The following is a 25,995-nucleotide window of genomic DNA, read 5'->3' as shown; positions in this document are numbered from 1 at the left end:
GATGCATCTCGCGAGATGACACATCGATATCCACAGCCATCACTCATTCTTTTGCCATGCCGGCAAAGCCTCGAATGACACGTTGCCGCCGGTCGGCGGCAATCTACATTGAGATAAAATCACCACTACATTTATTATGCCCATTCATTTGCAAATCAAACATGAATAGACAGCAGAATTACTTAACAAGTCATCCCGCATCCTTCAATCCTCGGGAGGAGGTCCATCCGTGCAAGAACCTTACGGGCAACATCGTGAAAAAGAGCAGAAATTTGTCATGCACGATGGACCAGGAGGCACTGTTGGCCGATCGGGATGCTATCATGATCCTATTTTCGTGGGGTTCTCCATGTGAGTAAATATCCCCCGGCAGAGCCGGGGGCTTTGGTTGAGAGCCGCTCAAAGCGGCGGTTTGCGGCGCTGCGCGGCCGCAATCTGTTCGCCGCCTGAAGGCGGCATGTTCAGGGTAACAGCGCGAGTTGATCGAGCCGGCGATCTTCCTTCTCCTGATTGCGAATGTAGTCGCGGATGACCGTTTCGTCTCGCCCGACCGTGCTGACAAAATATCCTCTTGCCCAGAAATGTTGGCCAACGAAATTGCGTCGGCGTTCGCCATAAACACGGGCTAAGTGAATGGCGCTCTTCCCTTTGATGAAGCCGACGACATTGGAGACAGCATATTTGGGGGGAATGGCGAGCATCATGTGGACGTGATCCGGTAGCAGATGACCTTCTATGACCTTGCTCTCCTTTTGTTTGGCTAGCTGTCGAAAAACCGCGCCGAGATGTGGGCGCAGGCCTGTATACAGCGTCTTGCGTCGGCATTTCGGGATAAAGACGACATGATATTTGCAGTCCCAAACGCTGTGACTTAGGCTCTGATACGTGTCCATCGCTGACGTTCCTTCCGTATGCGTGGTGGCAAACGAAAGAAACCCGGCGATGGACTGCCGGAAACGTCAAACTCGGGCTGCCGCCCCGGCATAGCCGGGGGATCTCCTATTTTAGTTTAGCTAAAATTTTTTGGAAATCGTCAGAAAATTCAATGCAAAGACGCCATGAATTCTAAAGTAAACTTGAAGAAATACGAAACGATAAATGTTGCCGTGAAAGTTTTGATTAATACACTAGTGATTGTAGTCGCCGTCCGGGGCCCATCCCCGGCAAAAAATTCAGGAGGGTATCATGGCTGTTTCGACTCTGGAGCTGGTTCACCTGCTCGGCCGCGTGGACAACGACAATCTCCCCCTTCCCTCGGAGTTGCGCCGGGCCAGCGCGCCGGTCTTCCCGCTGCGCAGCAGGCCCCGCAGCCTCGATATCGACATGCCGAACCTCGAAACCCGGCTCGAATCCGCCAGCGGCGTCCTCTGGGCCCACATGAAGCACCGCGACCGCGCCTGCTTCACGCCCGAGCTCATGCATGATGGCCAGGACCTGCTCCACATGCTCAAGGAAGCGTATGCCGGTGCCAGTGCCGAAGACATCCCCTTCCGCTATCTCGTCTGGTCATCGCAGTCCAAGGGAGCGTGGAGCCTCGGTGGAGACCTCTCCACATTCACCTCGCTGATCCGCGAACAGGATGAAGCCGGCCTGCGTGACTATGCCTATCGCTCGATCGACGTCCTCTACGAGAACTACACGAATCTCGGGCTGCCGGTGATGACCGTTGCCCTGATCAATGGCGACGCCATCGGTGGCGGCTTCGAGGCGATGCTGACAAGCGACATCGTCATCGCCGAACGGCACGCCAAGTTCGGTCTGCCGGAAATTCTCTTCAACCTGTTCCCTGGCATGGGCGCGCACGCATTCCTCGCCCGCAAGGTCGGCAAGGTTACCGCCCGCATGCTGATCGAAGACGGCAAGACCCGCTCGGCCGAGGAAATGAAGGAACTCGGACTGGTCGATATCGTCTGCGAAACGGGTGAGTCCGAACAGGCGCTGGCGCGCTACATCGAGGAAAACGGCGCACGCTTCCATACCGCCCGCACGCTCAAGAAGGCAATGAAGCGCGTCGATCCCGTGAGCTATCAGGAGCTCAAGGACATCGTCGACATGTGGGTCGAACTGGCGCTGCAACTGAGCACCGACGACCTGCGCCGCATGGACTGCCTTGCCCGGCATCAGCAAAAGAAGCGGGCCACCGTCGCCTGAAGGCATGAGAGACAATGATCATCTCCCCCTTTCGCCATCCAGGCAACCCTCGCATGACGGGACCGCAGCAACACAGTGAAGCGATGGTGCCTGGTTCCGGCCCCTGCCCCGGACCGGCACTGCAGGGATGGCTGGCACCCCTCACCACCGGCCTCGTCACTGGCGATACTTTCCCTTCAGGAAAAACGGGTCTGCCTGGCCATGGGCGACGCTGCCTGCTGCAGATGCTTGTGCCGGATCAGGTCCTCGCGGACCCGGGTAAAATCCCGTCGCAGACCGGACAATTCAGCCTTCGCCCTCATGAGCAACGCATGATCGTCAAGATCGCGCCAGCCCAGGCAACGCTCGAACAGGACCGTTGCTCCCAGATGAGCCGAACTGCTTTTGAGCGCATGGGCGTGATCGCGGAAATCTGAAGCCCGGCCTTCGTCGGCATCCATCTCCAGTTCCTCGATCAACGAGGCAGCATCGGCAAGATAATCGTCAACCACCTGCGCGAAAAAGCCGTCGCCAGCGTCAAGTGCAATAAGGCTCCGGATCTTCGCCCCATCGAGAGTTGCGCCTTCCGTAACGGGCAGCTGTGGTATCACCTGCAAAGAGTTGCCGGAAGGCAACGGTTCCGACGGTTCGACGACAGCACCCCCGCTTGATTCGGACGCGGGCTGAATCGCCGTCCAGTCCCGCAACCGTGCCTTGTCACCCGCCAAACGATCGATGACGGCCATCAGGGTCGGGCTGTCGACGGGCTTGGTGACATATTCGCTGAACCCCAGTTCCATCGCCCGCGAACGGGTTTCGGATGTGGCATCGGCAGTGAGTGCCACCACGGGCGGCAGGCTTTCGACAGAATCGGAAAAGCGAAGCAGCTTGATCGTGTCGAAACCGTTCAGTCCCGGCATGTTGAGATCCATGAGAATGATATCGAAACGGCCGGTTTCGTAGAGGGCAAGCGCATCATCCCCCGAACCGGCAATAGTCACGTGATGCCCCGCATGTTCGAGAATCCTGCCCAGGACTTTCTGATTGGTGACATTATCCTCGACCAGCAGCACCGCGGCGGCCCGCCCCGTGAACTGCGCATCATCGACCAGCTCCGAGGCCTGGGCATCGACCATCCCCGCAGCCAAGGCATGACTAAGGCATTTTTCCAGTAGATCTGCCGGACAATCGATGTCCAGATCAGCCAGCGTCTGGTTCACCCGATGGGCGCGGGGATGCGACAGGGAGATCACGTCGACCGTTTCCGACAGACCCATCAGTTCAATCTCGTCCACCAGTCGCTCGACATGCAGCACCGCATCCGCACCGAGCGCGATCACGACGCACGGCAGTACCCTGCTGCCAAGGCTCCTGCGCACACCTTCGATGGTGTCGTGATAGATGATCGATCGCACATGTCCGGAAAGCGAGCGCAGTGCCGGCGGTGCCGCATGCTCATCGCCAAGGACGAGAAGCGTCGCCGTCCTCGGCAATTGAGGTGCGAGCATCGCTGGAACCTCGGCCGGTTCGAGTGGCAACTCGAACCAGAAGCTCGAACCGCGTCCGGGACTTGAGACGACGCCGATATGTCCGCCCATGAGCTCGACCAGTTCGCGTGCGATGCTGAGGCCGAGGCCGGTGCCGCCACGCTGCAATCGCCGGGTCGATTCACTCTGGCTGAACCTCTCGAAGATGAGATCCTGTTCCACCAGCGAAATGCCGATGCCGCTGTCATGGACGTCGAACCGCACCTTGAACGTGTCGTCGTCGCCACCAGCGATCCGGCGAACATCAATGACCACCCCCCCCTCGTCGGTAAACTTGATGGCATTGGCAACGAGATTGGTGAGTACCTGATGCAGCGAGCGTTCGCTGCCCATGACACCGAGCGGCAATTCGGGATCGACCCGCAACCGCAGATAGATACTCCTTGTCCGGGCCTGCTGCATCAGCATCCCGCGCAGCTTGGCCAGCCGCTGATCGAGGCGGAAGGAAACCCGTTCGATCTCGAGCTGATGCGCTTCGGCCTTGGCCAGATCCAGCACATCGTTGACCAGGACGAGCAAACTGTCGGCGGCACTGCGAATGGTCGCCGTCATGTCTCTCTGGTCGCTGTCAAGTTGTGTCGTGCGCAGAAGATCCGACAGGCCGATGACAACGTTGAGCGGCGTTCGGAATTCGTGACTCATGGTCGCGAGGAAGCGGCTCTTGGCCATGTTGGCCTCTTCGGCCCGTTCAATGGCGGACTGCAGCTTGGCAAGCAGGAATGAGACATAGGTCGGAAGAATGATGAGGGCCAGCACGAGAACAATGTTGAGGGCCGGATGAATCTGCCATTCCGGACTGACAATGGTGACGACCGAAAAAAGGATGACCGATGAAAACGCGGCCGCAAAGAGATAGGGAATACCGAAGCGGAAACCGTGACCGAAAATGAACCACAGCATGACCGTATAGAAGATCATTCCGGCCTTGCCGCCAATGATCATGGCTGCCGTGGTCCCCATCAGATCAACCAGCATCCCGAACAGGCGGCGGAGCACATTTTTGGCAGGATAGAGGATGATATGCACCAGAATGCCTGCCGCCACCATGATCCCGGTCAGGAACACGATCGTCGACCAGCGGATGATTTCAACCGCACTCTCATCATCGTGCGGGAACAATATCATGTAGACGAACATCCCGACGATCATGACGATGCGAATGATCGCCTGCTCGTGCTCGCTGTCCTCGCGACCGCGCAGGCGCCTGCTTGCGAATTTCATCAACTGACCGAGCCTGGCCATCACCGTCCCGGATATGGTGTGATCAAGTGCAGGCGTCAGTTCGGGGCGTCTCGCCAAGTCCAGTCCATTTCCGCCATCAACCCGCGATTATCACCCTCACCGTTAAACCTTCAGGATAAGGTGCGACAATTTCGTTAGATGGCGCGTTCGGGTTTCGCGAGAGTGAGAATGTCTCCATCTCGGCACATCTGTCGCTCGAATGTCACGGCATCGACCGGCGGTGACATGTAATCGCCCTGCACCTCATCACAGCCCAGTTCCTTCAGGCTCTCGAGCTGCGCTGCCGTCTCGACCCCCTCGGCAATGACCCGTAGTCCGAGACTGTGGCCGAGATTGATGATCGCGCGGACGATAACCTCGTCATTGGTGGACTGGTCGATGTTCTGGACGAAACTCTGATCGATCTTCAGCCGCTGTACCGGCAACCGCTTGACATAGGCCAACGAGGAGTAGCCCGTGCCAAAGTCGTCGATCGACAGGCTGACGCCCAGTTGGTTGAGATAGCGCAGACTGGCCGAAGCCGTCTGGCTGTTCTCGATGACCGCGTTCTCGGTAAGCTCGATATCGAGCGATGACGCATCCAGTTGCGTATCCTTGAGTATCCGCTCCACCATCAGTTCTACGCCCCGCTCGCGGAACTGCACGGGCGACAGGTTCACCGAAAGCTGCATGCCCAGCATGCCCTTGTCACGCCATACCCGGTGCTGGGCACAGGCCGTACGCAAGACCCATGCGGTCAGGGGAGCGATGATGCCGATGTCCTCGGCAAGGCCGATGAACTCTCCGGGGCGTACAATTCCCCGATGCGGGTGATTCCAGCGGACCAGCGCCTCCATACCGATGATCCTGCCAGTCGTAAGCTCCACCTGAGGCTGATAGTAGACAAGAAACTGTTCACCGGCGATTGCCTGCCGCAGCTCCCGTTCCAGCGTGACAGCACGCCTTGCGGCGATATTCATCTCGGCCGCAAAGAAGCGGTAACCATCCCGGCCGGATGCCTTGGCACGATAGACCGCCAGATCCGCGTTCTTCAGTAACGTCTCGATGTTGCGACCGTCTGCCGGGAACAGCGTGATACCCGTCGACGCGCTGATGTGAACCTCGTGGTGGTCGATCAAAAATGGTTCGGCAAAAGCCTCGCTCAGCCTGCGCGCCAGTTCAGCCGCATCATCCGGCCGCTTGAGCCCCATCTGCATGACGACGAACTCGTCGCTGCGCAGCCTCGCCAGATAGTCGGTCTCGCGCAGCCGCTTGGACAGACGGCCGGCCACCGACCGGAGCAATTCGTCTGCAAAATCGCGGCCAAAGGCATCATTGATGCCCTTGAAACGATCGATGTCGATGATCAGGATGGCGAGCATCTCATGCTGGCGGCGCGCCCGCGCCAGCTCCATTTCCGCACGATCGTTGAACGATTCGAAGCTCGGCAATTGAGTCAGGAGATCGACACTCGGCGATGTCTTGTTGACGAAAGTCTCCGCAACCAGATCGGTGACATCCACGGAAAGTGTCATCACACCTTCCTCATGACCATTACCGTGAATGAACGGCCCCTTGACCGCAATCAGGTCACGGTGGCTATCGCCATTATCGACAATATCGCGAACAGGTGCCGCGAGGGCACGGCCACTTTCGAACACCTTTTCATTGTGAACCGAATGGCGGGTCGCATGGCTTTCGCCGTAGATCCTGGAGATATGGCGCCCGACGGCTGCATCACGGCTGATTTCGAACAGCTTCTCGTGAGCCGAGTTGACCGCCACCAGCCGACCGTGCCGGTCCACGATGTCAAGTGCCATCGGCAAGGCGTCAAACATCGACTGAACGCTGTTTTGCGTGTCGGTGACACCGAAATTGCGATCGCGCAGGGCCCGTTCGAGATCGACCGCGCGTTCCGCCAGCAGCTTCTGCTGCCGCCGGATGGTGAGAAGGTTGCGCGCACGGGCGCGAAATTCAAGGTGATCGACCGGACTCAGCAGGAAGTCGGTGGCACCGGCCTCCAGGGCACGGTAACAGAACTCGCGGTCCTCATAGACTGTCACGACGACAATGGGGATATCCGCAAAGTCGGGATTTTCTCGCAACGTCGCAATGAACGCCGCACCATCCATCTCAGGCATGTTATAGTCGGTGATGATCAGGTCGGGAATGTTCTGGCCATGCAGCCTGCTCAGCGCATCTACCGGACTGGAGAATGACTGAACCTGGAGACCTTCCTCGACCGAAAGTGCCAACCGCGTGAGAATATTGCGGTTGGTGACTCGATCATCGATGACAACTATTTTAGCCATGAAACCTCACGTTGGCCGCTCGTGCCAAACGTCTTCACGAATGGGCCCGTGTCCCTCGCTCCGTGAATATCCGGTCTCGATGAACAACAATCCATAATTTTTGCATGTGTGATGCTGCAAAGGGCATGATAGGCAGGATGTTGGCAACATACAAGCTCCGGGTGAAACCAACCAGATCTTTTCAACCTCACGTCCTGCAATCGAAGAGTTGTTATCGAAAAATCAACCATTTGGTGGCTTAATGGGATGCCCAATTTATATTTTACAACTAGGATCGCGGACACCGACAGAACATTCACCGGTCGCGGACAGCAAGGACGGAGTCGCGTTTGTCTGGGCTCATGAACACGATCTTCACATTCGCGGCTGCCGAATGGATGCCATGGCTGCTGTCGGCCACAATCGTGATCGCGGCCCTGCTCCTGTGGATGAGCTTCAGCCGCAGGGCAGCGGCACTCAGTCATGCCCTCGACGGCGCGATCGGCACGATCAGCGAGGTTGACGGCCAGACGGCTTTCAAGAACCGCTTTCCCGTCATCTTCCAGAAACTCGCCGAAAACCCGGTGATAGGCGAGACCTGGCGCAGCTATGCCGCCACACTGAACTCCGCGTCGGGCAACGAGGAGGCCATCGGATATACCCGGCGTCCCAAGGAAGCATTCAACGAAGGACTGATCGCCGCCGCAGGCATCAATCTGCGCTTCTATGGCTCGATCCCCAACTTTCTGGTCAGCGCCGGCCTGCTGTTCAGCTTCCTGGGACTTGTGGCGGCCCTGCATTTTGCCAGTGCCGGCGTGGCAGCACGGAATGTCGCCGAGGCCCAATCCGCCCTGGGAGATCTTCTTGAGGCCGCAACATTCAAGTTTGCCACCTCGATCACCGGCCTCGGCGCCTCCCTGGTCTTCTCCTGGCGCGAGAAGGCAGGACTCTACCAATTGCAACGGCGTATGCAGCGCCTGTGCGCCCTGCTCGAAGCACGCATGCGGCCCGTGACCACCGAAAGTCTGCTCGCCGCGCAACTGGCTGAAATGAGACAGGCCAACCAGCAGATCCGACGGTTGAGCCAATCGGTTTTCATCCGGGTGCCCCAGACCGTCGAGGAACGACTCGCCGAACAACTCGATCAGCCGATCGAGCGCCTGCGTCAGGCGGTCCGGCAGGCGGCCGGAAATCTGGAGACATGGTCGCAGACGCTGCCGGACCTTGCTGCCTTGCCTGGTCCCTCGGCCGGATCGTCTCCGATCCCTGCTGCCGGAAATTCACCGAATCAGGAACAACACCAAGTCGAACCGGTATCGACGGCCCATACTCCTTCGTCCGTAGCCGATCCGCTGCCGCCCGATTCACGCTCGAAGGAGCTGCGCCGGTTGCTTGATCACCGTCTCGCCTGGATTGCGGAATTGCTCGGCGATGGCATCGATCGCCTGCAGGGCAGTCGCTCGATGCGCAGGCGGCATGGCGAGATGATCGACCTGCTACAGCAGACCCACGACCGCATCCGCGACTCGCGGAACTCGCTCAATGCCCTGCTCGAACATGAGGCAACCGGCAGTGGAGCACTACGTAGAGCCCTGGGGACACTCGATGGCGAGTTGCGCGCCACCCGCAAGGCCCTGCGCGAGGCAACCGCAACCCTCGACGAGGAACGCTGAACGATGAGAGGTCCGGTGCCGGACCACGAAGCAGCCGAAGAAAGCAGCTTCATCTCGTTCACCGATCTGATGCTCGGCCTTGTCTTCCTGTTCATCATCATCCTCATGGCCTTCGGTCTCAACTATCGCCAAGCCGAACAGACGGCGCAGCATACGCTCAACGAACTCCGGCAGGAACGCGACCGCATCGCCCGCGACCATGACCGGCTCGAACAGGAACGCGACCAGTTGATCGACCAGCGCGACATGCTGCGCTCTTTGACCACCCGTCTGGTCGACAAGGACGCCCTGCGCGCCAACCTGCTTCGCGAACTTCAGGGCGACCTGGCCGCACGGAACATTGACGTGGCCGTTGATCCCGCCTTGGGTATCCTCCGCCTCCCTGTCGACCTTCTGTTCCCGTCGGGCTCGGCACGCCTCACGGAGCGCGGCACCGAAGCCCTGACCGTCCTGGCACATGTCCTGCGAAGGCGGCTCCCCTGCTATGCCCTGGCTGCCGACATCATGAGAGAGGCCTGCGGCGGTGACATTCAGCCCATTCTGGAGACCGTGCTCGTCGAAGGGCATACGGACAGTGTACCGCTCAATCGTGCCCCTTACGAAGACAACTGGAGCTTGTCGGCGGCTCGCGGTGTCAACACATTCAAGGCTCTCATCGCAATCGAAAACGGGCTCGACAGCCTGCGCAACCAGCGAGATGAAGCCTTGCTCGGCGTGGCCGGCTATGAAGCCCGTCGACCGGTTGCCGCCGGTGACAGCGATATCGCACATGAACGCAATCGCCGCATCGACCTGCGCTTCATTGTCTCGGCTCCGACGCCCGAGGAATTGCAGGAGCTGAATCGCCGTATCGAGAATATCCTGAAGTAGGAACCTTGCCCATGGATGTGACTATGCCGATGACCGTTCAGTCACGCGCTGCCGCTGCCGCAAGTGCGTCGTGCAGGGCCTCAAAGGCAATGAGCACACAGTCATGCCGGCTTTTCACCGCACGCACGGGGGCCATCGCCTCCAGGTGTTCGAGCCCCGCGGGAAGTTCCCCCTCGCCACGCAACCAGGCGGCCGCGGCAGCATGCCAGCGGCTTGCGGCTTCCACTGTCACCTGCCCAGTCGCTTCTGCCACCAGCGATGCGGCAGCACGAGTCAACAGGCAGCCTCGGGTCTTGTGCGCCAGAGAATCAATGCGGTCACCGTCAAGCTTCACATCGACCGACACCCGATCACCGCACAGCGGATTGTCGGCCGTGGCCGTTCCGTCGGGCGAATCGAGACGTCCGGCCCCGGCTCCGCTTTTCGCCAGCGCCACCAACGCTTCCTGATAGAGATCGTCGCTCATCGAAGCCTCCTGATGACCTCGGACAGTCCCTCAAGCAGGGCATCGACGTCATCGCTATCATTGTAAGGCGCCAGACTGGCCCTGGCCGTGGCAGCAAGATCAAGGACGTCCATCAGCGGTTGTGCGCAATGATGGCCGCCGCGCAGACAAACGCCACGGCTGCCAAGTACCTGACAGACGTCATGGGCATGCACGCCGTCAACCTCGAAGGCAACGATGCCCAGCCGTTCCTGCAGGCCAACGGGCCCGACGACACGTATGCAGTCGATCGTTTCAAGCCCGCGCAGCAGGCGTTCAGTCAACAGCTTTTCATGCAGGGCCCAGGCCTGCCAGTCCTGCTGCATCATCCACCGGGCGGCCGCAGCCATGCCGAGCACGGGTCCGATCGCCGGCGTTCCAGCCTCGAAACGATGAGGGGGGGCTGCAAAACTGGTCCCGTCGAATGACACATGCCGGATCATCTCGCCACCGCCGAGGAACGGCGGCAGTCGTTCGAGCAACGCCTCACGCCCCCAAAGCACTCCGGCACCGGTAGGCCCGAACATCTTGTGCGACGAGAGCGCATAGAAATCACAGCCGATCGACTGGACATCGAGCGACCCGTGCGGTGCCCTCTGCGCGCCATCCACGACCATCGTCGCATGCGGTGCCGCCGCACGGATACGGGTCAGATCCGTTATCGCACCCGTAACATTCGATACATGAGTAACACTGACAACGCGGGTACGTTCACTGACGAGAACGTCCAGCGCATCGAGGTCGAGTCGCCCTTCCCCGGTTACCGGAATGACGCACAACACGGCCCCACTCCGGCCGGCAACGAGTTGCCAGGGAACGATATTGCTGTGGTGTTCCAATCCGCTCACCAGGATCTCGTCACCGGGCGCAAGCCCTTCGGCGAGCGCATGGGCAACGATGTTGATGGCCATCGTCGTACCACTGGTGAAGACCACCTCGTCGGCTGCACCGGCACCAAGGTAGCGCGCCATCGTGTCTCGGGCAGCATCGAAGGCGTTGGTCGCGGCATCCGCAAGCGGATAGACCCCCCGCTTGACATTGGCTCGCGCGCCTGTCTCGAAGTACAAGAGCGCATCAGCGGCCTCATCGACGATCTGGCCGGTGGCTCCGTTGTCCAGATAGTGGAACGGTTCTTCCACATTCGAGAAGATGGGAAAATGCGTGCGCACGGCACGTCCGGGCGCAAGCATCAAGACGTCTCTCCGGCAAGGGCTGCAAGAGCCTGTGGTGTGTCGATATCAAGCAGCACCGCGGCGTCATTCATCTCCACCTCGTGTACCGCCTCTTCGAACTGGCCGATCAGGTGCTTCGCACCGGCATCGCCTTCCACACCCTGCATGGCAGGAATCATGTCACCTGCCCACAACACGGGATTGCCGCGTTTGCCATTGAAGGTCGGCACGATGATCGAGCGCCCCTCCACCGGATCGAACGCCGCCGCCAGCCGCTGGACGAGCGTCGCGTTCACCCGCGGCATATCCCCCAAAGCCACAAGTACACCGTCGATATTGGCCGGTAGCGCTGCCAATCCTGCCTTGAGCGATGTGCTCAGCCCGGCTGCATAGTCCGGATTGTGCACGATCGTCACCGGCAGCGCCGTCAGCAGATGCTCGATCAGTACCTGATCATGCCCCGTCACCACGATCACGGGATCGAACCTTGCACCAATAGCTGCGTCGACGGCATGACGCAGCATCGGCACACCATCGACCTCAATCAGGAGCTTGTTGCGCGACCCCATGCGCCGCGACTGGCCGGCTGCCAGAACGATTGCTGCCAGACGGGTCGATTTCGGCGGTACTCTGGCCGCGCGCGGCTGCGGCCGCGTAGGTATCTCGGTGAGCAGACCGCCTACTCCCATGCCCATGACATCGTGCGACGTGACGGCAATACCGGCGGCCACGCGGCGAAGTACCCAATCGAAGCCGTTGAGTTTCGGCGAACGCGCGCACCCCGGCAATCCCAGTACGGGCCTGTCGCCAATCTCGGCCAACAACAGCAGATTGCCCGGATCGACCGGCATGCCAAAATGGCATACCCGGCCACCGGCCGCCTCGATCCCGGCCGGGAGGACGTCCCGGCGATCCGTGATCGCGGAGGCACCGGCAATCACCAGCAGGTCCCCTGATGTTTCAGCGATGGTCGCGGCCAGCGCATCGATCTCATGTGCGCAGCGCCGTTCGTCAATCAAGCGACCGCCGGTTGCCTCGATGCGCTCCTGCGTGGTCCGGCGCGTCTTGTCGAGCACCTTGTCGGCCAGCTCCGGCAGGACGGTCTGCACCAGTGTTACATCGAGTCCTCGGAAGGCATGAACTTCGAGGACGGAACCACGGCTGCCACCACCTGCGGCCGCGACCGCCTGTTCCAGCACCTGCGTACTTGTTGAAAAGGGGATGACCTTGACCGTTGCCACCATCTGCCCGGGTTCGACAACGGACCAATTATCGATCGTTGCCAAAGTGAGACTTTCATCCACGGCATTGATGGCATCGATGACCGACGGATCGACCTGCAGCACTCCGGCCCGAACGGCAAAGAGATTGACCCGCCCCGCGAACGCAGGACGAGCCTCGATCCCTGATATGCGCAATGCCCGGGTCAGGCGGGTGGCGGCCTCGTCCTCGTGGATGTCACCCGGTTCCAGGACGACGGCCATGATCTCGGAAACCCCGGCAGCGCGGAGCGCTTCAATATCACTCTGAACAAGTCGCTTGCCCTTGCCCAAGCGCCTGCCTTCGAGCTTCCGGCTATGCGCCAGAATGGCATCCGCCGCATCATCGACCGAAATCATTCCAAAACGCATCTCTCGTCCCCATGGCCAGCCCCACATGAATTCATGTAGGCCATGATCGGACCATTGACCAGAATACCTGAGGCCATGGCCTGAACGGCATATTTCCTGTTCCGTGATCCCGGTTGGCCCATGTGCATGGATTTGACCAAGAAGATCGCTGTTCCTGGGCGCCGGGTTTGGTAATCGGCACGTGCTCTGGCGCAGGCTTCAGACGATCTCCTTCAGTACCGCATGGGCAGCGGTCCGCGCGGCTGTCTGCCCGTGGGGCGGTTGCATGATTGAGCGCAATCTTGCGAAATTCCCGATCTGTCGACCACGTGCGTGATCATCGAACCACAGTAAATCGAGTGTACGCTGCAGGGTTTCACAATCCAGCCCGTCCTGCACCATTTCAGGAACAATCGGCATATCGAGAAGGATATTTGGAAGGGACAGATATGGAGTGCGGACAAGGTGCCTGGCAATCATCGCAGAAAGCGCATCAGTGCGATAGATCGCCACCATTGGACAACCACTTAACGCCAATTCAAGCGTTGCCGTCCCCAGACAGGCCACGGCAACACGCGAATTCGCGAAGATTTCCCAACGTCTGTCATCGCTATCGAGAATTCTGCAATCCAGATCGCTTCCCGAAAGCAGCGATGAGACAACGTTGCGCATCGTCGGCACGACGGGAAGGACAACCTCCAGCGCCACCACCTTCCGTCTCAAGGAGCGAGCGGCTTCGAGCATCAGCGGAAGATGACGGCGGATTTCGGCAGTCCGGCTGCCGGGCATCAGGCACAGCCGCTCCGGCGACGGCTCCGCAGGTCCGCGCAGGACCGGGATCATGGCACAGGCGCGGTCGACGGCCGGATGGCCGACATGGTCACAGGCAAGGCCATGGGGCTCGAAAAACGCCGGTTCGAAGGGAAACAGCGTCAGCAGCCGGTCCACCGACCGAGCCAGCCGCCGGGCCCGCCACGGCCGCCATGCCCAGGCTTGCGGCGCGACATAGTGGATGTGACGACACTCCGTGCCAGCCAGTCGCTCATGCAAACGAAGGGAAAATTCCTGATTGTCGATCGTCACCAACGCATGCGGCCGCCACACTTCGAGAACAGCCGCAAGACGATTGAAACAACCGATGAGACGAGGCAGCGCCATGATGACGTCGCCGAAGCCCATGACGCCGAGTTCGTCAATGGTGAAGATCGGATCGACACCAGCGGCGATCATCTCCGGCCCGGCCACGCCGCGAATCTCGACTCCCATTGGCGCCTGCTCGATCACCGATCGGGCGAATTCGCCGCCCAGGTAGTCACCGGACGCCTCACCGGCAACCAGCGCTAGACGGATCACCTCGCTCATCGCGTAAACATTTGCAATTTATCGAATTTCAACAAAGCAGCCAGATTGGCGCGCCACCGCCTGTATATCTGATTAGGCGATTCTTTTTTGGTGTGATATTCTATTGTAAGTTGCTGGATAAAAACAACAGGATGAAATGAATGCCCCCTCTTGAATCCCACTCGCTTGTGAGAATTACCCGGAGCGTCATCGCCGATGTCAACGGAATGGCAGTCAGTCTTCCAGCCGGAGACTACCGGGCAGAGCGTCTGGCTGTCGGCGACGAGAGCGCACATGACCAGTACCTGCTGGTACCGATCTCTCGTGCGCGGGCTCACGGCATATCGGGCGAAATTCTTAAAATGCTGATGGGCTCCAACTGCATAAAGGTTCTGGCCGAAGGCTAGCAGTGCAATGACGAAATTCTCCCGGCTGCCACGCGACGCCGACGCCTGACACGGTACTGTCATTTCATCGATGCGGTCCCGGCCTCCTTCAAACGGTGATGGTCCGTGGAATTTGAGGCAATGTTCCGACGCGCCCCGGATCGAACTCAGCCCGCGATCTCGATCCCGGCGGCGGCAGCAGCAGCACGCAGTTCGGCCATGCCGATTTCCGCCATCTCCAACGGGTTGGCCTTGGCTGGGTCCTGCTCGGCCTCGACGATCACCCAGCCCGAATAACCGATCGCATCGAGATCCTTCATGAAGGAACGGAAGTCGATCGAACCATCGCCGGGAACGGTGAACACACCTTCGAGAACACCCTTCAGGAAGCTCCAATCCTCCGCCCTGAGCTTCTCCAGCACATCGGCACGGATATCCTTGACGTGAACGTGATTGATACGATGCCCCCAGCGGCGGGTCGTGGCCGACACGTCGCCACCGGCGAAGGTCAGATGACCCGTGTCGAGCAACAACCCGACAGCATCGTCACTGTTCTCCATGAGAAGATCGATTTCTTCCTCGGTCTCGATCACCGTACCCATGTGGTGATGGTAGGTCATCGGGCACTGCTCGGCTTCGAGCCATTCGGCAAAATCCGTCAGCTTCTCGCCATAGCGGCGGACGTGATCGGCCTTGAGCCTGGGGCGCCGGGAAACGGGAATCTCGATGCGGTTCTGCACGGTGCCCGTCGTCTCGGCATAGACCATCACCGGAACGCCCAGTTCCTGATAAAGCTCCAGCTGGGGCTGGATGCGCTTCTTCTCCTCGTCAATGGTCAGGTCCAGCAGTCCGCCGGAAAACCAGCCCGAGGCCAGCAGGAGACCGTGACCGTCAAGCACAGGCCCCAGCTCGGCGGCATTCATCGGGAACTTGCCGCCCTTCTCCACGCCGCTATAGCCGGCTTTCTTCGCCTCGCTCAGACATTTCTCAAGAGTGTTGTCCGCGCCGAGTTCCGGAAGATCATCGTTGGACCAGCCGATTGGCGCAATGCCCAGCTTGATGGACATGATCGTTCTCCCCACCTTCGAGCGACGGTCTAGAACCTTTCCTTCGCGAGTAGAACGAAAAAAATGTCACGGCCAAAGCGCTCTCTCGCAGTTCCCCCAGGCAAAAGCCCTGGTCACGCAAAGGGCCGAAGGAATCGAAGCCCGCGATTCCACCCACCCGGGGAATATCTCCACGGCACGCCCGAACGGATGTGCCATGGCGATTCTTGGCTGAACGGAAGGTACTTCAGACACCCAGGCGCTGACGCGACTTGCCTTCGAGATACTCCTTGTAGGCGTCCTGCACGCTCTGTCGCTGGCTGATTTCGGGCGTGCCGCATTCCCACCACGATCCGTTACCTTCGGTCCAGTCGCGCGCCTGCACCCTGACATGAATGACAGCGGTCCGGTCGGCAGCCTGCGCCTCCTTGAAGGCACCCTCGAACTCGCCGAGCGATTTGACGCTGATACCGACCGCCCCCATCGCTTCTGCATGCTTGGCAAAATCGATCGGAACGACCCCACCGTCGGCCTTGCAATCGGCCAGCAGGTTGTTGAAGCTGGGCGTTCCCTTGGCCCGCTGCAACCGGTCGATGACCGCAAACCCACCGTTGTCACAGACCACGACGATGAGTTTGTGACCGGTCAGTACCGAACTGTAGATATCGGAATTCATCATCATGTAGCTGCCATCTCCGACCATGACGACAACCTCGCGGTTCGGGTCGGCCATCTTCGCCCCCCAGCCACCGGCAACCTCGTAGCCCATGCAGGAAAAGCCGAACTCGCAGTCGAACGTGCTGCTCGCCCGCGCCCGCCAGTTCATGCACAGTTCGCCAGGCAACCCACCAGCCGCCGTGAGCGCCAGGTCGTGGTCTCCACTGAGTCGGTTCACCGAGCCGACCACCTGCGCATAGCTGCCAACCTCGGCATTGGTGAGGCGGATACGATCATCGACGAAGGCATTCCATTCGCCATAAAGCGCCTTGCCGTGATCCATCCACGCCTGTGGCGCCTGCCAGTCGCCCAGACCCGCATCGAGGTCGGCGACACAGGTCCTCGCATCGCCGACGACCGGCAGCGACTTGTGCTTGAGCGCATCGAAACGGGCGGCATTGACGCCGATGAACTGCGAATCCGGCGCGAAAAGTGACCATGATCCGGTGGTGAAATCCTGCAAGCGGCTACCGATGGCGACGACGACATCCGCTTCGGCGGCCAGCCTGTTGGCACTGGACGAGCCCAGGCCCCCGATGGGGCCGCAATTCACGGGATCGTCATGGAGAAGAACGGTGCGACCAGCGATCGTTTCGACAACCGGAATGCGATGCCTTTTCGCGAAGGCTGCCACCTCGGTCTCGGCCTCGCTGTAGCGGACACCGCCACCGGCGACGATCAACGGCTTCTTCGCGGTCTTGAGCCTTTCGACGGCCGCCTGCACCTGATCGAGATCGGGCCGCGGGCGCGGTGCCTTGTGAACGACCCTTTCGAAGAAGCGTGTCGGGTAGTCGAACGCCTCGCCCTGCGTGTCCTGCGCCAATCCGAGGAAGACAGGTCCGCAATCGGCGGGGTCAAGCAGGGTTGCCACGGCCTGCGGCAGGCTTTGCAGGATCTGCTCGGGACGGACGATCCGGTCCCAGTAGCGGGTCACGGCCTTGAACGCGTCGTTGACGGTGATCGTCGGATCGCCGAAATGCTCGACCTGCTGGAGCACCGGGTCGGGGAAGCGGCTGGCAAAGGTATCACCGGAGATGATCAGGACGGGTAGCCGGTTAGAATGGGCAACGCCGGCAGCGGTCACCATGTTGAGCGCACCGGGTCCGATCGAACTGGTGGCCACCATGACCTGGCGGCGCTTCTTGGCCTTGGCGAAGCCGATGGCGGCCAGCGCCATGGATTGCTCGTTCTGGCCGCGCCAGGTGGGGAAATCCTCCTTGACGGCTTCCAGCGCCTCGGAGAGGCAGGTGACGTTGCCATGGCCGAAGATGGCGAAAACTCCCGGGAACAGCGGCTCTTCCCGACCATCGATAATGGTGCGCTGGGCCATCAGGAATTTCACCAAGGCCTGGGCCATCGTCAAACGTACGGTGCTCATGCGTTCCTCCCTCTCCCGCAATTGCTCCTTATATAGCGCCAAGCAACAGGAGCGTGAACCCGAATTCCGGAATATTTGTTCCACTTCTATCGATTTATTGAACAAACAATCTAGGACCAGCGGGCAGCCGCCTCTTCGTCGCTCTCCCGGGCATCGACCCAGCGTTCGCCGTCGGGCCCCTCCTCCAGCTTCCAGAATGGCGCCTTCGTCTTCAGCCAGTCGATGAGGAAGGCGCAGGCGTCGAGTGCGGCAGCGCGATGGGCCGAAGCCGTCGCCACCAGCACGATGGGTTCGCCCGGCAACATGCGGCCATGGCGATGGATGATGAGACTGCGGCTGAGTGGCCAGCGCTCGCGGGCTTCGGTCTCGATCGATTCAAGCTGCCGCTCCGTCATGCCCGGATAGTGTTCGAGCGTTATCGCATGCACAGCCGATTCACCATGCATGTCGCGGACAAGACCGATGAAGGTTGCGACCCCGCCAATGCCATGATCACCGGCGCAGAAACCGTTGATCTCGACCCCGGCGTCGAACGGCGCCTCCTGCACGCGCACGGTCATTTCAGCCTCCGGTCACGGGCGGGAAGAAGGCGATTTCGTCACCATCCGACACCGGTGCGTCGCGCTCGACATATTCCTGATTGAGCGCACAGCGCACCACCCCCTTCGCCTCGCAGGCCTCGGAGAAGCGCGGGTGGCGCTCGCCGACCCAGGCCATAAGATCGGCCACCGTCGCCACATCCTGCGGCAGCTCGACTTCCTCCTGCGAACAACCGGTGCGCTGCCGCAGCCAGGCGAAATAACGAATCTTCATGAGAAATCCCCCCTTTCTTGATCAGCCCTGTTCGTGGAAATGATCATGAATGGCACGAGCGACAGCCTTGTTGATGCCCGGCACCTGTTCGAGATCGTGCAGCGATGCACCCTGGATCTCGCGTACCGAGCCGAAATGGCTCAGCAGCGCCTTCTTGCGCTTGCCGCCGATGCCGGCGATCTGGTCCAGAGCCGACACGGCCATGGCCTTGCCGCGCTTGCCGCGGTGGGTGTTGATGACGAAACGATGCGCCTCATCGCGCAACCTTTGCAAATAGTAGAGCACCGGATCACGTGCGTTGAGACTGCGTGGCTCATGCCCCTTCATGAAGAAGCGTTCCTCGCCGGCATCGCGATTGGGGCCCTTGGCCACGCCGATGATGGCCTGGTCCACGATACCGAGTTCGTTCATCACGCCTTCCACCGAGGACAGCTGCCCGGCCCCGCCGTCGATCAGCACCAGATCGGGCCATGTCCCATGCTCGCGGTCCGGGTCGTCGCGGAGCAGCCGGCTGAAACGGCGGCGCAGCACCTCGCGCATCATGCCGTAATCGTCACCTGGTTCGACATCGGCATCCTTGATGGTGAATGTACGATAGGACTTGCGGTCAAAGCCATCACGGCCGGCGACGATGAAAGCTCCGACCGCGTGGCGGCCCTGGATGTGGCTGTTATCGTAAACCTCGATACGTCCGGGCGGTCCGGCCAGATCGAAGCGTTCCGCCAGCTGGGCCAGCACCGCTGCCTGAGACGCCTGCTCGGCCATGCGCCGCGCCAGCGCCTGCTGGGCGTTGTGACGGGCGATGTCGACCAATTGCTTCTTTTCCCCACGCTGGGGAATGTGCAGGTGGACACGATGCCCGCCACGGCTGGACAGCGCTTCGGCGAGCAGTTCCTGATCGCTGACGGCTGATCCGAGCAGGACCTCGCGCGGCGCTGTCCGTTCCGCATAGAATTGCGCCGCGAAGGCCGAAAGGATGTCGGCATCGTCGGAATCGCGGGTATGGGCAGGAAAATACGCGCGATTGCCGTAATTGCGCCCTCCCCGATAGAAGAAAACCTGCACGCAGGCTTCTCCTCCCTCGCTGTGCAGGGCGATGATGTCGGCGTCTTCCACCGAAGTGGTATTGATCCCCTGACGACTGGCAACATGGGCGATCCCCCGCAGCCGATCGCGCAACATGGCGGCCTTCTCGAAGTCGAGATTTTCCGCTGCCGCGTGCATGTCCGCCTGCAACCGTTCCTGGACCTCGCGCGTGCTCCCCTTGAGAAAACCGCGGACCTCCTTGACCAGTTCACCGTAATCGTCCTGCGAGATCCGATCCACGCACGGCGCGGAACAGCGCTTGATCTGATATTGCAGACAGGGCCGTGTCCGACTGGAAAAGATCGCATCCGAACAGTTGCGGAGCGGAAAGGCCCGCAAGAGCGCGTTCAGGGTATCATTGACGGCGGTCGCCGACGCAAACGGACCGAAATATTCGGTCCTGTCGCGCTTGGCGCCACGATGCTTGGAAATCATCGGGAAATCATGGTCGAGCCGCAGGGCGATATAGGGGAAACTCTTGTCGTCGCGCAGGACAATATTGAAGGATGGACGGTGCCGCTTGATCAGGTTGGATTCCAGCAGCAGAGCCTCGACCTCGCTCGTGGTGGTGACGAACTCCATCGACCGGGTCAGCGCGACCATGCGCTGCAACCTGACCGTGAGCGCCTGCGGCTTGGTGTAGGAGGCCACGCGCTTTTTCAGGGACTTGGCCTTGCCGACATAGAGCAACTGCCCCTTGCCGTCGAACATCCGGTAGACACCGGGCCCGCTCGGCAGGGTGCGAAGATAGTTACGGATCAGTGTCGCACCACCAAGCTCCTCCGCCTGGTCGGTGCGATAGGCAGCTTGCTCGACCATGGCTGCTATGTGCGATGCACGATGGAACCGGTCAAGTGGAATGCCTGCCCTTCAGGTCTTCATCAGATAGTCGGCGATGATTCGCGGAGCTTCGAATGCAGGCAGTTCGACATCTGGTGCCGGTCTCGACAGGGCAACTTTTACCCAATCGACAAGATCGGCCGGCTGCTCGCAGACGGTGACAGGCAGATGGCAGGCGAGCTTGCGCGCGAACGGTCGTTGATCGTTGATCGGATGGCCAGGCGTGTTCGGTCCCCTGCGCGGTACCAGCAGCAGCCGGCATCGCGCCTCGACGGCATCGCGGACCAGTCCGACACCTGCATGGGCGATCAACAACTCGCAACCGTGCAACCGTTCGAGCAGCGCCATGCGCGGCAGGAAACGTTCCCATTGCATGTGCCGGGGAAGGACACTCGAATGACCGATCTGGGCGAAAGCATCGAGGGCCAGCGCGGCAGCCGCGTGATCGGCAGCCTGCACCAGTTCGTCATACCCGTGGATGAATGTGCCGACGGCCACAACGATCAAAAGAGCAATCCCCGGGCAATCACCGCCCGCGGATAGGCAATCCGTTGCTCGGGCCATGGAATGATGAACAGATGGGCGAAGGGATAGGCCAGCCGACCGGACAATGTCGGACCGAAACTGCCCGCACTCTCGATGAAGATCACCTTCGCGCCGAACAGTCTGCCGAAAACCACCGTTGCCAGGGCAACATCGGCACCTGTCGAAATGATGAGATGCGGCCGCTCGCGGCAGATCATGACGAGTGTCTGCAGAATGTTGAGAAGCAGACGCAAGGGTGAGCGGCGCGGGTGGCACAGGTACCAGATGCGGGCTGGTGCCGGCGCGGTGCCACTGTTGTCATCGTGATCGCTCCTGAAGGTCGCGTCAAAACGATCGGTGAACTCGATACCGTCAACCGCCCGCAAGAGTTCCGCGCGATGACCGCCCGGTGAACAGGCGAAACAGGTCCGGCGATGCTCGGTGAGAAGCATCATGGAAAAGCCCTGTATCCGCGCCTGCCGAGCAGGCCGGCAAGTCGGCCTCGGCGGTCGACGATGATGGCGACCGGTTCGCACAAATCGAAGCGACCAAGGGCGTCCGGACGTTCATAGGCATAGAGATCGAGCGGAATACCGCCGACAAAGGCTGTGGCGCGCAGGCGCAGGAGCAGTCCGTTGACCCGGAGCCAGTTCACGAATCCTCCGGCGAAAAACACTCGAAGGTCGATGTCCGAGCGCGGTGTTGGCATATTGCCGCCACGGGCCTGCGAGCCGATGCATACCGCCTCGTCGAGCCACGGCAATGCCGCGATTTCGGCAAAGCAGCGATCCCGCCAGGCGGCCACGACCGCAGGTGGCCGTCGATAGAAGCGGCAGTACCGGGCGCAGACCCAGAACTGGCCGTTGAACGAGAAATTCAGGTTGTGGGCGACAATGAGGCCCACGAGCCACGCGGTGAATGGCGAGGCACCATCGTGAAGCATTCCGCCCGCCAGGATGACGGCCGCCAGCGCTTCGAGCGAAAAGCGGAACAGCCACTCCTTGCGATCCATCCCGCGCACCCCCTGCAACCACCAGTTCGCGGCCAGGATGAACGCGCAGGAACTTCCGAGCCACGCCAGCGACCCATCCGGATCGATCAAAGGGAAGGTCTTGACCTTGGGGTGCATGACATCACACGCAAAATTCATTGCGGTTTATTCAATCATTAGTTGAATTTTCAGTCAAGTCTGATGCTAGTATGAGCGGCGATGCACACCCGTCCAGATTTCAGAGCGATGATGATCCGACTGCTCTTCATTCTAGCCACGGCATTCCTGTTCGTGTCGTCCTCCACGGCCGCCCTCTACGATCTTCAGTCGTGGAGGATGTTCGGATTTTCAATGGTATTCATGGCATTGATCGCAGCAGCTGTCGCCGCAAGGCCGCGCTTTCGTCGTTGCGAACAGGATCTGCCCGTCGTGCTTTTCTGGCTCGTGTCGATCATGGCCTTCATGGACATGGATGGCAGTTTCGACCCGCTCGACTACAAGATCCTGCTGCCGATCCTTGCCATCGCCGCTGCGCCGAGCCTGCGTCACGTCATGATAGGCGTCGATCTTCGCCGTCTGATCTATGTGCTGCTCGCCTTGCATACACTCGTGCTGACGATCCTCCATGCAGGTGATCTCACGTCCGCCGATGACGATACCCTCTCGTCGCGGCTCGACCTGACAGGGTCGGTGGTCGCCCAGGCCAGCCTTGGAACCATCACCTTCATGCTGGCCGCAGGCGAAGCCCGTGCCAAGCGTGGACTGCCAAGGACAGCCGATATGGGCATCGCCACACTCGCCCTGCTACAGGTCATGCTGAGCGGAACACGGACGGCCATCATGACCCTGCTGGTCATGGCCGCACTATCGATTATCGCCGGTCCGGACCGGCACCGGCAGATACGCATCGTCCTCGGTGCGGCACTGGTGCTGACCCTCGCGTTCGGCCTGCATACACTGTTCATCAGCGATACCTATTTCCTGCGTCTCACCGGCGCCTACGATGACGACTACAGTTCAGGCCGCCTTCACAGCCTGGCCTACTGGCTGACGCTTGCAGGCGACACGCCACTCGGCCATGGTATCGGTACCGTGCGCGACATCATGCAGGACGGTCGTCCCTGGATTGCCGATGGTCGGTTGCTTGAGTGGCCGCACAACGAATTCGTGCGATTCCACGTCGAGGCGGGGTTCCCCGGCCTCGCACTCGTCGTTCTGCTCATCGGCGGAATGACACGACGAGCGCTGCACAAGGCCGCCCGGACCACCGACCCGCGCGAGCGCGCCTTCGTTCTGCTCCTGACTGCCGACATGATCGCGCAGAGCCTTTTGCAGAACCATTTCAACATGATCTACAACAGCACCATGATGATGCTGGTCCTGGCGATGCTCTGCGTGGATCCTGACACCCCTCGCCCGATACGATCACGACTGGTAGTTTCGCCCGATCATGACAAGAACCAGTTGGGGAGCAGCGCATGCCGGGCCGGTCCGAACCTTCCATCTATGACCTGAACCTCGACAGGCAGAGAGCCAATCATCGCCCCCTGAGTCCGGTCGACCATCTTCGCTGGTCGACCGACGTGTTTGGTTCTCGTCTGGCCGTAATCGACGGCAAGCGACGGTTCACCTATGGAGAAATGGCGCAACGCTGCCGCCGTCTCGCCAGTGCCCTGCAACAGCGCGGAACAGGCCGCGGCGACACGGTCTCGATCATCGCCGCCAACCGCGCGGAAATGCTGGAGGCCCATTACGGCATCCCCATGAGCGGTGCCGTGATCAACGCGCTGAACTTCCGTCTCGATGCCGCCAGCATCGCGTTCATCCTCGAACATGCGGAAAGCCGGGTGCTGTTGGTGGATTCGACATTTGCCGAGGTGGTGGGCGAAGCTCTCCGGATGACGAAGAACCGCCCACTGGTAATCGGCATCGACAGCAGAACGAACACGACAATCGGCGATCTCGACTACGAGGAATTCCTCGCCGGAGGAGATCCGGATCACCCCTGGCGGCTGCCCGACGATGAATGGGAGGCCATCTCCCTTTGCTACACTTCAGGCACCACCGGCAATCCCAAAGGGGTCGTCTACCACCATCGTGGAGCGTATCTGAACGCGCTCGGCAATGCCTTCGCCTTCGGGCTCAATTCACGTTCCGTCTATCTGTGGACGCTGCCGATGTTCCACTGCAATGGATGGACATACACCTGGGGCGTTACCGCCGCCGGCGGGACCCATGTCTGCCTGCCGCAGATGCGCCCGGCTGACGTCTTTCGCCTGATCGGGGAGGAAGGCGTGACGCATCTGTGCGGCGCACCCATCGTCCTCAACATGCTCATCCACGCGCCGGAACATGAAAAGCGCCCGCTGCCGCACCGCGTCGAGGTGGCCACCGGCGGCGCCGCGCCACCGCGGGCGGTCCTCGAAGCGATGGAGACCATGGGCTTCCACGTCACCCATCTCTATGGGCTCACCGAAACCTACGGCCCCTCGACCATCTGCGTGCCTCAGGCGGAATGGGAGGGACTGTCACCGGGCGACCAGGCCGCTCGGGTGGCGCGGCAGGGCGTACGCTATCCGACGCTGGGCGAATCGCGGGTCATGGACATCACCACGGGAAAGGACGTGCCGGCTGACGGCCTGACCATGGGTGAATTGCTGCTGCGCGGCCACACGGTCATGAAGGGCTACCTGAAGAACCCGCAGGCGACGGAAAAGGCCCTGAGCGACGGCTGGTTCCACACCGGCGACCTCGCGGTCGTGCACGCCGACGGCTACGTCGAGGTCAAGGATCGTTCCAAGGACGTCATCATTTCTGGTGGCGAGAACATCTCATCTTTAGAAATAGAAGACGTTCTCTATCGTCATCCCGACGTCATGGAAGCCGCCGTCGTGGCAAAGGACGACGAGAAGTGGGGCGAGACACCCTGCGCCTTCGTCACGCTCAAGGCTGACGCCCGCAAGGTCGAGGCCGACGATATCATCGAATGGTGCCGCCAGCATCTGGCCCGCTTCAAGGTACCCCGCCACGTGGTATTCGGCCCGCTGCCCAAGACCTCCACGGGCAAGGTGCAGAAATTCACGCTGCGCGAGATCGCCAATCGCCAAGACGGCTGAACAGCAGACGGCGCAGGGCCGCCGCCTCCTCGATCATCATCATGTGACCGGAACCGGCCATGGTCACGGCCTCGCCACCGAGCACAGTCGCCAGCTCGACACATTTCCTTGCGGGTGCCATCCGGTCGCGCGCGCCAGCGACAACCAGCGCAGGACACAAGATCTGCCGGAGCCATCCGGGATCGAGGCGAAAGGTGTTGCAGGCTTCGAGGTCCGTGGCCAGCACACCCGGTCTCGATGCTTCCAGCAGACGGCGGACCTGCCAGATCACCGAGGTGCCTGGCACCGGCTGCGCGCGCTGCTCCATGCCACTGGCAACCGCCCAGTCGCCGACCAGGGCGGCGGCGGCGGGAAGATCGTCACGGGCAGCAGCGATGAGATCGGGATGGACTGGCATGCGTCCGGCTGCTCCCAGCACGACGAGGCCATCAGCCCGTTCGCCCAGCATCGCCGCCGCGCGTATGGCGATGAGTGCTCCCATGGAATGACCGACCAGCGTGGAGCGCCGTGCGTCAAGCAGGCCGAGGATCCGCACGATCCAGCCCGCGAGTCCGTCGATCGTCGTCAGAGCCTCGCCGCCGCTCCTGCCGTGACCGGGCAGGTCGGGAGCGATCACCGGCAGGCCACGGGCGGCCAGGAAGCGCGCCTGCAGGGCCCACACGCTCGAATCCATGCCGGCGCCGTGAATGAAAATGACCGGGTCGCTGCCGGTTCCGGGGTCGCGACCAAAGTTGTTGAGGAAAGTCGAGACGGCCATG

22 protein-coding genes are annotated in these 25,995 nt (G+C 60.8%); 6 read left to right on the top strand and 16 right to left on the bottom strand.

What is annotated here, in order from left to right; all coding sequences use genetic code 11:
* Positions 1-461: 461 nt before the first annotated feature.
* Positions 462-893, bottom strand: coding sequence for an IS200/IS605 family transposase (gene tnpA / locus H6851_09145; protein ID MCB9943769.1), 432 nt, complete (start codon positions 891-893; stop codon positions 462-464).
* 292 nt (positions 894-1,185) lie between these two features.
* Between tnpA and H6851_09140 the strand changes: the two genes are divergently transcribed.
* Positions 1,186-2,151, top strand: a complete 966-nt coding sequence (locus tag H6851_09140) for an enoyl-CoA hydratase/isomerase family protein (GenBank protein MCB9943768.1) — start codon at positions 1,186-1,188, stop codon at positions 2,149-2,151.
* Positions 2,152-2,327: 176 nt separating this feature from the next.
* On the opposite strand, the gene H6851_09135 is transcribed toward H6851_09140, so the two are convergent.
* Both H6851_09135 and H6851_09130 read right to left on the bottom strand, forming a co-directional pair.
* The gene (locus tag H6851_09135; protein MCB9943767.1) at positions 2,328-4,976 is read right to left on the bottom strand and encodes a response regulator; all 2,649 of its coding nucleotides are present in this window, start codon (positions 4,974-4,976) and stop codon (positions 2,328-2,330) included.
* Between the two features lie 77 nt (positions 4,977-5,053).
* Positions 5,054-7,210: an EAL domain-containing protein gene (locus H6851_09130; protein MCB9943766.1), complete on the bottom strand. Its 2,157-nt coding sequence runs from the start codon at positions 7,208-7,210 to the stop codon at positions 5,054-5,056.
* Positions 7,211-7,539: 329 nt separating this feature from the next.
* Here H6851_09130 and H6851_09125 point away from each other — a divergent pair, with 329 nt between their 5' ends.
* The gene (locus H6851_09125; GenBank protein MCB9943765.1) at positions 7,540-8,862 is read left to right on the top strand and encodes a hypothetical protein; all 1,323 of its coding nucleotides are present in this window, start codon (positions 7,540-7,542) and stop codon (positions 8,860-8,862) included.
* A 3-nt stretch (positions 8,863-8,865) separates the two neighbouring features.
* Positions 8,866-9,732 (top strand): OmpA family protein, encoded by an 867-nt coding sequence (locus tag H6851_09120; GenBank protein MCB9943764.1) that lies wholly within the window; start codon positions 8,866-8,868, stop codon positions 9,730-9,732.
* A gap of 37 nt (positions 9,733-9,769) precedes the next feature.
* Here H6851_09120 and H6851_09115 read toward each other — a convergent pair whose 3' ends face one another.
* The 4 genes from H6851_09115 to lpxB form a co-directional block, all read right to left on the bottom strand.
* Entirely contained in the window at positions 9,770-10,198 is a 429-nt protein-coding gene (locus tag H6851_09115; protein MCB9943763.1) for an iron-sulfur cluster assembly scaffold protein, read from the bottom strand.
* On the bottom strand, positions 10,195-11,406 hold the full coding sequence (locus tag H6851_09110) for an aminotransferase class V-fold PLP-dependent enzyme (protein MCB9943762.1): 1,212 nt from the start codon (positions 11,404-11,406) through the stop codon (positions 10,195-10,197). The genes H6851_09115 and H6851_09110 overlap by 4 nt, the downstream gene beginning before the upstream one ends.
* Entirely contained in the window at positions 11,406-13,019 is a 1,614-nt protein-coding gene (locus H6851_09105; GenBank protein MCB9943761.1) for an NTP transferase domain-containing protein, read from the bottom strand. The genes H6851_09110 and H6851_09105 overlap by 1 nt, the downstream gene beginning before the upstream one ends.
* A 198-nt stretch (positions 13,020-13,217) precedes the next feature.
* A complete protein-coding gene (gene lpxB, locus H6851_09100; protein MCB9943760.1) occupies positions 13,218-14,360 on the bottom strand; it encodes a lipid-A-disaccharide synthase in 1,143 nt (380 codons plus the stop codon).
* 140 nt (positions 14,361-14,500) lie between these two features.
* Here lpxB and H6851_09095 point away from each other — a divergent pair, with 140 nt between their 5' ends.
* A complete protein-coding gene (locus H6851_09095) occupies positions 14,501-14,746 on the top strand; it encodes a hypothetical protein (GenBank protein ID MCB9943759.1) in 246 nt (81 codons plus the stop codon).
* Positions 14,747-14,892: 146 nt separating this feature from the next.
* Here H6851_09095 and iolE read toward each other — a convergent pair whose 3' ends face one another.
* The 8 genes from iolE to H6851_09055 all read right to left on the bottom strand — a co-directional run bounded on the left by iolE (position 14,893) and on the right by H6851_09055 (position 22,280).
* On the bottom strand, positions 14,893-15,792 hold the full coding sequence (iolE, locus tag H6851_09090) for a myo-inosose-2 dehydratase (protein ID MCB9943758.1): 900 nt from the start codon (positions 15,790-15,792) through the stop codon (positions 14,893-14,895).
* A gap of 226 nt (positions 15,793-16,018) precedes the next feature.
* Complete coding sequence (iolD, locus tag H6851_09085; protein ID MCB9943757.1) at positions 16,019-17,866, bottom strand: 3D-(3,5/4)-trihydroxycyclohexane-1,2-dione acylhydrolase (decyclizing); 1,848 nt, start codon at positions 17,864-17,866, stop codon at positions 16,019-16,021.
* Between the two features lie 110 nt (positions 17,867-17,976).
* Positions 17,977-18,426 carry a molybdenum cofactor biosynthesis protein MoaE gene (locus H6851_09080; protein ID MCB9943756.1) on the bottom strand — a complete coding sequence of 150 codons (450 nt, stop codon included), beginning with the start codon at positions 18,424-18,426 and terminating at the stop codon, positions 17,977-17,979.
* Between the two features lies 1 nt (position 18,427).
* Positions 18,428-18,679, bottom strand: a complete 252-nt coding sequence (gene moaD / locus H6851_09075; protein ID MCB9943755.1) for a molybdopterin converting factor subunit 1 — start codon at positions 18,677-18,679, stop codon at positions 18,428-18,430.
* Positions 18,680-18,700: 21 nt separating this feature from the next.
* Entirely contained in the window at positions 18,701-20,584 is a 1,884-nt protein-coding gene (gene uvrC / locus H6851_09070) for an excinuclease ABC subunit UvrC (GenBank protein MCB9943754.1), read from the bottom strand.
* 51 nt (positions 20,585-20,635) lie between these two features.
* The gene (locus tag H6851_09065) at positions 20,636-21,112 is read right to left on the bottom strand and encodes a hypothetical protein (GenBank protein ID MCB9943753.1); all 477 of its coding nucleotides are present in this window, start codon (positions 21,110-21,112) and stop codon (positions 20,636-20,638) included.
* Positions 21,109-21,585, bottom strand: a complete 477-nt coding sequence (locus H6851_09060; GenBank protein ID MCB9943752.1) for a hypothetical protein — start codon at positions 21,583-21,585, stop codon at positions 21,109-21,111. Before H6851_09060 ends, H6851_09065 begins: the two co-directional genes overlap by 4 nt.
* Entirely contained in the window at positions 21,582-22,280 is a 699-nt protein-coding gene (locus H6851_09055; protein ID MCB9943751.1) for a hypothetical protein, read from the bottom strand. The genes H6851_09060 and H6851_09055 overlap by 4 nt, the downstream gene beginning before the upstream one ends.
* 87 nt (positions 22,281-22,367) lie before the next feature.
* Between H6851_09055 and H6851_09050 the strand changes: the two genes are divergently transcribed.
* The gene (locus H6851_09050; GenBank protein MCB9943750.1) at positions 22,368-23,636 is read left to right on the top strand and encodes an O-antigen ligase family protein; all 1,269 of its coding nucleotides are present in this window, start codon (positions 22,368-22,370) and stop codon (positions 23,634-23,636) included.
* Positions 23,600-25,237, top strand: a complete 1,638-nt coding sequence (locus H6851_09045) for an acyl-CoA synthetase (protein ID MCB9943749.1) — start codon at positions 23,600-23,602, stop codon at positions 25,235-25,237. Before H6851_09050 ends, H6851_09045 begins: the two co-directional genes overlap by 37 nt.
* Here the strand turns inward: H6851_09045 and H6851_09040 are convergent.
* Entirely contained in the window at positions 25,200-25,994 is a 795-nt protein-coding gene (locus tag H6851_09040) for an alpha/beta hydrolase (protein ID MCB9943748.1), read from the bottom strand. The two genes, H6851_09045 and H6851_09040, sit on opposite strands and share 38 nt — an antisense overlap.
* Position 25,995 lies beyond the last annotated feature (1 nt).

It is taken from the genome of Geminicoccaceae bacterium, assembly GCA_020638465.1.
GTDB lineage: Bacteria > Pseudomonadota > Alphaproteobacteria > Geminicoccales > Geminicoccaceae > JAGREO01.
Note: the sequence above shows the minus strand (reverse complement) of the source record. Positions and strands in the feature narration are given on the sequence as shown.

Coding starts and splice junctions, on each gene's coding strand:
- tnpA (MCB9943769.1), bottom strand. CDS start 893: ATGGACACGTATCAGAGCCTAAGTCACAGCGTTTGGGACTGCAAATAT.
- H6851_09140 (MCB9943768.1), top strand. CDS start 1,186: ATGGCTGTTTCGACTCTGGAGCTGGTTCACCTGCTCGGCCGCGTGGAC.
- H6851_09130 (MCB9943766.1), bottom strand. CDS start 7,210: ATGGCTAAAATAGTTGTCATCGATGATCGAGTCACCAACCGCAATATT.
- H6851_09120 (MCB9943764.1), top strand. CDS start 8,866: ATGAGAGGTCCGGTGCCGGACCACGAAGCAGCCGAAGAAAGCAGCTTC.
- H6851_09115 (MCB9943763.1), bottom strand. CDS start 10,198: ATGAGCGACGATCTCTATCAGGAAGCGTTGGTGGCGCTGGCGAAAAGC.
- H6851_09110 (MCB9943762.1), bottom strand. CDS start 11,406: ATGCTTGCGCCCGGACGTGCCGTGCGCACGCATTTTCCCATCTTCTCG.
- H6851_09105 (MCB9943761.1), bottom strand. CDS start 13,019: ATGCGTTTTGGAATGATTTCGGTCGATGATGCGGCGGATGCCATTCTG.
- lpxB (MCB9943760.1), bottom strand. CDS start 14,360: ATGAGCGAGGTGATCCGTCTAGCGCTGGTTGCCGGTGAGGCGTCCGGT.
- H6851_09095 (MCB9943759.1), top strand. CDS start 14,501: ATGCCCCCTCTTGAATCCCACTCGCTTGTGAGAATTACCCGGAGCGTC.
- iolE (MCB9943758.1), bottom strand. CDS start 15,792: ATGTCCATCAAGCTGGGCATTGCGCCAATCGGCTGGTCCAACGATGAT.
- iolD (MCB9943757.1), bottom strand. CDS start 17,866: ATGAGCACCGTACGTTTGACGATGGCCCAGGCCTTGGTGAAATTCCTG.
- H6851_09080 (MCB9943756.1), bottom strand. CDS start 18,426: ATGACCGTGCGCGTGCAGGAGGCGCCGTTCGACGCCGGGGTCGAGATC.
- moaD (MCB9943755.1), bottom strand. CDS start 18,679: ATGAAGATTCGTTATTTCGCCTGGCTGCGGCAGCGCACCGGTTGTTCG.
- uvrC (MCB9943754.1), bottom strand. CDS start 20,584: ATGGTCGAGCAAGCTGCCTATCGCACCGACCAGGCGGAGGAGCTTGGT.
- H6851_09060 (MCB9943752.1), bottom strand. CDS start 21,585: ATGATGCTTCTCACCGAGCATCGCCGGACCTGTTTCGCCTGTTCACCG.
- H6851_09055 (MCB9943751.1), bottom strand. CDS start 22,280: ATGAATTTTGCGTGTGATGTCATGCACCCCAAGGTCAAGACCTTCCCT.
- H6851_09050 (MCB9943750.1), top strand. CDS start 22,368: ATGATGATCCGACTGCTCTTCATTCTAGCCACGGCATTCCTGTTCGTG.
- H6851_09045 (MCB9943749.1), top strand. CDS start 23,600: ATGCCGGGCCGGTCCGAACCTTCCATCTATGACCTGAACCTCGACAGG.
- H6851_09040 (MCB9943748.1), bottom strand. CDS start 25,994: ATGGCCGTCTCGACTTTCCTCAACAACTTTGGTCGCGACCCCGGAACC.